The organism is Leyella stercorea (genome assembly GCF_021531355.1).
Taxonomy (GTDB): domain Bacteria; phylum Bacteroidota; class Bacteroidia; order Bacteroidales; family Bacteroidaceae; genus Prevotella.
The window spans coordinates 1-7,422 of record NZ_JADYTS010000104.1 but is presented as its reverse complement, the minus strand read 5'-3'; the positions used below and the strand labels follow the sequence as shown (position 1 = coordinate 7,422).

The window sequence follows — 7,422 nt, the reverse complement described above, 5'->3', positions numbered from 1 at the left end:
CCTTGGCGTCTGTGGGTACGAACTTATTCGTGAATTATTCATATTTATAAAATTAATTTTGAACAGTTACTTAAAGGAAATCTGCGAACCTTACAAGTATAATAAGTGAAAAAAGGAGGTGCGAACTCCTACTTTCTTCACTTCCTTGTAAGTTAGGCTCTGGTAAAACCCGTAGAAAAGAAAATGCGAAAGAGGAATCCACACCTATGACGGTGTAGACTCGCTCAAACAGATTCGCGTTCTTTCTACGTTTCAATTTACCAGATTTCAACCTACAGAACTGAATAGCTTGCTCGTGTCCACAAGATTATCTTGTTTCTCTGCATCATAGCAACTTCAAGCGAGGACTTTCACCTGCCCTGTCGCTAATACATTGACAAATGTAGTAAAAATCTGATGAGCCACCAAACTTTTAACAAGAAATCTTATGGATTCCTCTTATATATCTTATACAGTTTCTTCTATGCTTTTCCATATACGTCGGTAGATACGCTTGTTCAAGCCAAACAATCCACCAAGTGGTAGACATACATGAAATCCTGATGGATATGTATGCCACCCGCCACACTTTGGACATTTCACAGGAGCCGGATATACAGTACACATCCACTCCATATCTGGACCAGTAAACTTGTGTCCGCAATCGTTGCAAACGAATTGTGTAAAACCTCTGAACATAAGCGGTTCCTTTCCTTTGTATTATAGTTAATGTTTTGTTTTCGATTGCAAAGTAAATATACAGATGCGACAAAAAGTGTCATAACTAAGAAAAAAAAGTATTTGTAGCAGATTTTCTTAATAATCGTAAGAAAAACCAATATTAGAATCAAATTTAAGAATTATAGGTATAACAACTAAGTAAGTAGCTTTCATTCAACAAGTTAACTATCTTAGTTCGTTTTCGAAGTTATACTTCGAGCAATCTATGCTTTCTATCAAACGTATCTATGCTTTCTGGCAAACGTATTTTTGCTTGCTTTCAAATGTCAATATGATTGCAAGCAAATATAATTTAAATGTATTATACATGATATAAGCTTATTATTTTTGTTAACCCATAACAACATCAAGCACCATCATCAGCACGAAACCTATGGCGAAGCCGATGGTGCTGAGATTGCTGTGCTGGCCGCTTGAGGCTTCAGGGATTAGCTCTTCCACCACTACGTAGAACATGGCTCCTGCTGCAAAGGCGAGCATGTAGGGTAGGGCAGGCATAATGAGAGAGGCAAGCAACAGTACGGCAATGGCTCCTATAGGCTCTACCACTCCGCTCAGCGAGCCTAACATAAAGGATTTCCATTGGCTGTTGCCTGCTGCCCGCATAGGCATAGAGATAATAGCGCCTTCGGGGATGTTCTGAATGGCTATGCCCAACGAAACGGAAATGGCTCCGGCTAACGAGATATGCGAAGCAGCGTTTTCGGCTCCTGCAAACACCACGCCTACTGCCATTCCTTCGGGCAGGTTGTGGATGGTTACGGCAAGGGCAAGCATAGCTGTCTTTGACAGGTGCGACTTGATGCCCTCGGGCTTGTCTGTGCCGATATGAAGGTGGGGCGTAAGCTCGTCGATCAACAGTAGGAAACCGATGCCTAACAGAAAGCCTATGGCTGCCGGTACTACCGACCATACGCCGCTATCTGCCTTCATCTCCATAGCAGGAATTAGCAAAGACCATACGGACGCTGCTACCATCACTCCAGAGGCAAAGCCCAATAATGTCTTTTGCAATCGCGCAGACATCTCGTCTTTCATCATGAATACGAAAGCCGAACCAAGCATCGTTCCCAATAGCGGAATCAGAAGTCCAATGATTATAGTTGCTGTCATTTCTGTCATAGTCTTTTATCTGTTAGTTACGATGCAAAGATACAATTTAGTTGTGAGTCGGGCAATACCTATAAGTGATGCTTTTTAACTCTCGTACAGTTCTATCGGCAGTCCGCCTTCCATGAGTGGCGTTCCTCACGATAATGTTCGCTCACGATCTTCAAGCCCAACACTTCTGTATAGAAATATACTTAGATTGCTCATAGTCAGAGCAAATCACGGCTACATGATGTATTTTGTTAAGTTTCATATATTTTATTTGATAAATTCTCTTACGAAATGCGGATTGTTCGAGTCGCCTAATAGCGGAGCGTATTCAAAGCCTTCGTAGTTGAAAGCAGAAAGTTCTTCGGGAGTGACGAGGCGGTTGTTAAGAATGAAGCGTACCATAGCTCCACGACACGACTTTGCCCACACAGCTTGCATCTTCAGTCTGCTGTCTTTCTGGCGCACATAGAAGAGAGGCTGAATGACCGTCACCTCCTTACAAACCCTTTTCCAGTCGAACAGATGCTCATATTCCTCGGTTGAGAGATGCAGAAGTGTGCCGTCGTCAGCTTTCACGCTTCCTATGAGCACATCTGTCAGCCTGTCCTTCCAAAACTGATTTATGGGCTTGTTGCTTGTGGCTTCGAGCGTGACGCAATGCTCCATGCGATAGGGCACGATGCCGTCCATGGGGCGAAGCAGACCATAGAGAAAACATGTTATCCAAAGATGCTTCTGGGCATATTCCAACGCCCCGTCGCTCAAGCTGTCGGCATGCAGATGCTTATATGCCTGCCCGTTGTAGGCAAGCAAGGCAGGCATCTTCTCGGCTGCCATGAAGTTGTGGTATCGTTGCCAGTTCTCTGCCGCTATCTTCTTGCAGCAATCCAGCTGCCGAGCCAAATCCTCCACGTCCATCCTTGCCATTTCCGCAGCCAGAGTGTCTGCCACGGTCTGGAAGAGTGGGGTGGAGATGGGCTTTCTGTCCGCCTTGCCGAACATTATCTTGGCGTTTGCTAATAATATCTGCATGTTGTGTTTTGCTTGTAAATGTTTTTGTGCAAAAATACACCATTTATCCCAAATCGGGATAAAGTTTCTAACATTTTCTCTCTTCTTATTTGTTTCTATTCTATTTTTTTATTTGTGGGTGCAAAATTACGGCTAATCTCGAACAATATTATCCATTATATTTGCGTTATCATAGTGGATATTTGCACAAACGCAGATAAATGGAGATTATGCCTATATTAGAACGAAAGATTGCGCACAAAATGACAACTTTGTGCAGCCATATTACTTACCCGGAGTTCGTTCTGCCCCTGCATAAGTATGCGGAGTATGAACTCATGCTTTTCACCCACGGCAGCAGAAAGCAGTTCGTGGGCGAGGGCGTTGCGCCTTATACAGAAGGTGATGTTGCACTGATAGGAAGCAATGGAAGGATGTTGCCGATTTTGTAGGTCAGAACTCGACTTCGCTTTGCCGCTATTTCAAGAAATCCACCGACAAGAGCATCTTCCAGGTGTTGGCAGAAATCCGCATTGAGTACGCCTGTAAGTTGCTATCGCTGCAGGCTACACCCACATTGACACCGCTGCTGTCTATAAAAATGAGAAGAGCGTGGGCGAGGGAATCAAGGAAAGTGGAATCAAGCGTAAGAATCTCTTTGTTACCAGCAAGGTTTGGAACACGGAGCGTGGCTACGACAAAACCTTGAAGGCGTTTGACAAGACTTTGAGCGATTTAGGTCTCGATTATCTCGACCTCTACCTCATTCACTGGCCAGCCAACGAGTTGCAGTTTGGCAAGGATGCTAATCAGCTGAATGTAGATACTTGGAAAGCGATGGAGCGTCTCCACGAAGAGGGCTTGATTCGCAGCATCGGTCTTTCCAACTTCATGCAGCATCATGCTGAGCCTGTAATGTCGAAGGCAAACATCTGTCCGATGGTTGATCAGATAGAGTATCATCCGGGATTCACACAAGAGGATTGTGTGGAGTTCTGCCAGAAGAACAACATTCTTGTGGAAGCATGGAGCCCATTGGGAAGAGGCAATGTCTTGGACAATCCTCTCTTGAAGTCGATAGCTACCAACCATGGTAAGAGCGTGGTTCAGGTAGTCATCCGCTGGGTGATGCAGACTGGCGTGCTGCCACTGGTGAAGTCGGTTACTCCAAGCCGAATCAAGGAAAACGTCGATGTCTTCGACTTTGAACTCTCTCAGCAGGAAATGCTTGAAATCGCATCGATGAAGGCTGACAGAATAGGTGCAGATCCAGATACATGTGATTTCTAAATAAGTAACCGACTGACTTTATATAAGAATTAGGCTGTGTCTAAAGTCAGTCGGTTTTTTGTTTTTATTCTTCTACAATTTGCGTGATGCGCCTGATGCTTCCGCTACGTTGGTTGATGATGAGCGGAACACGTTCCACCACCACCATAGAAGTGTCGAGGCCCAATGCCTTTGGCTCGTCGATGCCTATCTTGCTGATAAGAGCGTAGAAAGTCATCAACAAGTTCTGCTGACGGTTGGCGGAACTCTCTGGATAATATACACGATGAATGATGATGAACCGGAAATCGCCAGGTATTCCGTTCTTGCGAAGCGAAGGATAGGTGCTTCTTAAATCTACCTTCTTGTTTGCCACAAGGTCTTCCACCACTTGTCGCAGATAAAGACTCACACGTGGTTCTATGCGGAAACCTATGTGCATGGTTATGCTGTAGAGGGTGTCGGGAATTAGGGTCTTGCAGCTGTATTCGAGCGTGTCTGGAGTATCAACAAACTCCATATTTATAAACCAGTAATGATCGGCACGCTTAGGCTGCTTGTTGATGATGGAATAGAGCAGCTTGTCGTCTACGGCACCTTCCTTGTCGGCATGGTTTACATAGACAAGGTTGGAGGCGTACTTGGGGATGCTCTCGTCGGCCTTGATGTCGGAGATAATCCGGTAATAGTCGTCCAGCGGCTTGGTGCTGACATAATGGCGACGTATCTTCATGGCTCTAACCCACACATACATCATCAGGAACAGGATTCCGCCAATAAGCATCGTACACCATCCTCCTGCAAGAAACTTCGACAGGTTGGCTGCCAGGAAAATGGCTTCGATGGCGCAGTAGGCGCCCATAAACAAGAACGTGAGGACTCGCGACACGCCCTTGCTGTGCAGATAGAAGCCGAGCAGAAGGGTGGTCATAAGCATGGTGATGGTGATGGCGAGTCCGTAGGCTGCCTCCATGTGTGAGGAGTCGCGAAAGAGCAGGATGATGAGAACCACGCCGATGTACATGGCAAGGTTGATCATCGGGATATAGAGCTGTCCCTTTACATGGGTAGGATGCTTGATTCGCATACGCGGCCAGAAGTGCAGGTTCATGGCTTCGCTCAATATGGAGAATGTTCCGCTGATGAGTGCCTGACTGGCAACGATAGCCGCACCCGTGGCCATGATGATGGCGAAGAACAGCATGCTCTGCGGCATGATGGCGAAGAACGGATTTACGGACAAGGCTGTCGGCACATGGTTAAGCACCCATGCTCCCTGGCCAAGATAGTTTAGAATGAGCATGGTCTTAACAAAGGCCCAGCTGATGGTGATATTCTTCCTTCCACAATGTCCCAAGTCGGAGTATAGAGCCTCAGCACCCGTAGTACAGAGAAACACGGCGCCCAGGATCAAGAACCATTCGGGCGATTGTGACAGCAGAGCAATAGCGTAATAGGGATTGAAAGCCTTGAGTATCAGAGGGTAAGACGTGATGCTGACGGCCCCCACCACGCCCAGCAGCAGAAACCATAGCAGCATAAATACTCCAAACGACTTGCCTATGCTTTCTGTGCCAAACCGTTGCACGAAGAAGATTATTGTGATGATGGCAAGCGTAATGGGAATGACCGGCAGATCAGGACTGATGCTTTCGAGTCCTTCGATGGCTGTAGTAACCGTAATGGCTGGGGTGATGATTCCGTCTGCAAGCAAAGTACTTGCGCCAATAATAGCCAATATGTAAATCCACTTGCTCTTGAGTCGGCGCAGTAGAGCGTAGAGTGCAAGTATGCCTCCTTCGCCATTATTATCGGCTCGCAGAGCCACGCATACGTATTTGATGGTGGTCTGTAGGGTGAGTGTCCAGATGATGCATGACAATGCGCCCAGGATGGTGCTCTCGTTGATGGTTTCGCCTGTATGGAGTATGGCCTTCATCACATAGAGGGGTGATGTTCCGATGTCGCCAAACACGATGCCTAATGTGACGAGCAGTCCAAGCAATCCTACTTTATTACAATTGCGTGCTACAGTTTTTTCTGTATCTTCTCTCATGTATCTTCTCTTTTTAATTAAAAATGTTATCCTTTAGATTATTAAATTTGCGTGCAAAGGTATAAACATGAGAGGTAAGGCAGGATTTGTTTAACAAGAATTATTGGATTCAACATATGATAAAGGTCACTTCTGTTAATCATATCAATTTGATACGTCGGCAAAAAACAGTATCTTTGCATAAAAATAACTGATTAAGATTATGGCAAAGCAAAGACAGCGTCTGGTAGAAGTGCCGTTCAACAAGACGGATTGCGGCGTAGATTTCTACATCAACACAGCTTATGGCGGCGAGTGCCCTTGGGTGCTTACGGAGCATGAAGTGTTCAAGACCGACTTCTTCGAAATATTTTTCATCAAGAAAGCTAATGGCTACGTTCTGATAGACTACAGGAAGATAAACCTGAAAGACGGCATGGTGCTCTTTGTGAAGCCACACCAGCAGCAGGAGTGGCACATTGATGAGGCGGCTCTCGACTACGAATTTCTGATATTCCGTGAAGATTTTATGCGAACCTTCATTGCCGACAAATTCTTTGTCTATCGTCTGCAATACTGCCAGCAGACCGAAACGCCTCCCTATTTGATGTGTTCAGGAAATGAATGCGAAGAATATCAGCGGCTGCTTAAGAAAATACGGACAGAGCTTCGGCAGCCTCAGGCCGACAGCTACTACATCATTGTCAGCGTGCTCTACTATCTGCTGGCAATCATGAATCGCCATTACACCCTTGAGCATCAATTGCCTCTGGCTGCTCCTAAGAATTATTATGCCTTTCAGTTTGTGGAATTGATGGAAACCCACATCCGGAAGTTGCAGCGTGTACAGGACTACGCCTCGCTACTCAAGGTTAGCCGCATCACCCTGAACCATAGCGTGATGGCGCTGTATGGAGTATCGGCTACCTATCTGCTGAAACAGAGACTGTTGGCAGAAATCAAAAACGAACTTCTGTTTACCAGCAAGTCTATAAGTGAGATATCCTATGCTTTCAGTTTCCCCGAACCACCCCACCTGATGCGTTTTTTCAAGCAGCAGACGGGCAAGACATGCAGAGAATTCCAGGAGGACTATAAGAATGGGGTGTATGAATGAGAATGATTTATCATTTTGGTAGTTTTTGGCGGTTTTCTGGTATCTGATACATCAGCATTTTCTCATATTTTTGCAGTCGAAATAATGAAGACATATTATATAGGGAGTGTCGTTAAATATTAAGATTATTTACAACTATCTAATCCTCAATGTGATAGAAATTTTGTAC

At 45.4% G+C, this 7,422-nt stretch carries 6 protein-coding genes; 2 read left to right on the top strand and 4 right to left on the bottom strand.

Features of this window, described 5'->3' with window-relative positions; genetic code table 11:
- Positions 1 to 447 precede the first annotated feature (447 nt).
- From I6E38_RS13860 to I6E38_RS13850, 3 genes are all read right to left on the bottom strand, one after another.
- The gene (locus I6E38_RS13860) at positions 448 to 678 is read right to left on the bottom strand and encodes a hypothetical protein (protein ID WP_235394544.1); all 231 of its coding nucleotides are present in this window, start codon (positions 676 to 678) and stop codon (positions 448 to 450) included.
- 372 nt (positions 679 to 1,050) lie between these two features.
- Positions 1,051 to 1,833 (bottom strand): ZIP family metal transporter, encoded by a 783-nt coding sequence (locus I6E38_RS13855; protein ID WP_235394545.1) that lies wholly within the window; start codon positions 1,831 to 1,833, stop codon positions 1,051 to 1,053.
- 255 nt (positions 1,834 to 2,088) lie between these two features.
- Complete coding sequence (locus I6E38_RS13850) at positions 2,089 to 2,853, bottom strand: YaaA family protein (protein ID WP_235394543.1); 765 nt, start codon at positions 2,851 to 2,853, stop codon at positions 2,089 to 2,091.
- A gap of 591 nt (positions 2,854 to 3,444) precedes the next feature.
- Here I6E38_RS13850 and I6E38_RS13840 point away from each other — a divergent pair.
- Positions 3,445 to 4,122 (top strand): aldo/keto reductase, encoded by a 678-nt coding sequence (locus I6E38_RS13840; RefSeq protein ID WP_235394542.1) that lies wholly within the window; start codon positions 3,445 to 3,447, stop codon positions 4,120 to 4,122.
- A 64-nt stretch (positions 4,123 to 4,186) separates the two neighbouring features.
- On the opposite strand, the gene I6E38_RS13835 is transcribed toward I6E38_RS13840, so the two are convergent.
- On the bottom strand, positions 4,187 to 6,157 hold the full coding sequence (locus I6E38_RS13835) for a KUP/HAK/KT family potassium transporter (RefSeq protein WP_235394541.1): 1,971 nt from the start codon (positions 6,155 to 6,157) through the stop codon (positions 4,187 to 4,189).
- Positions 6,158 to 6,359: 202 nt separating this feature from the next.
- On the opposite strand from I6E38_RS13835, the gene I6E38_RS13830 reads away from it, so the two are divergent.
- Positions 6,360 to 7,253 carry a helix-turn-helix domain-containing protein gene (locus I6E38_RS13830; protein WP_235394540.1) on the top strand — a complete coding sequence of 298 codons (894 nt, stop codon included), beginning with the start codon at positions 6,360 to 6,362 and terminating at the stop codon, positions 7,251 to 7,253.
- Positions 7,254 to 7,422 lie beyond the last annotated feature (169 nt).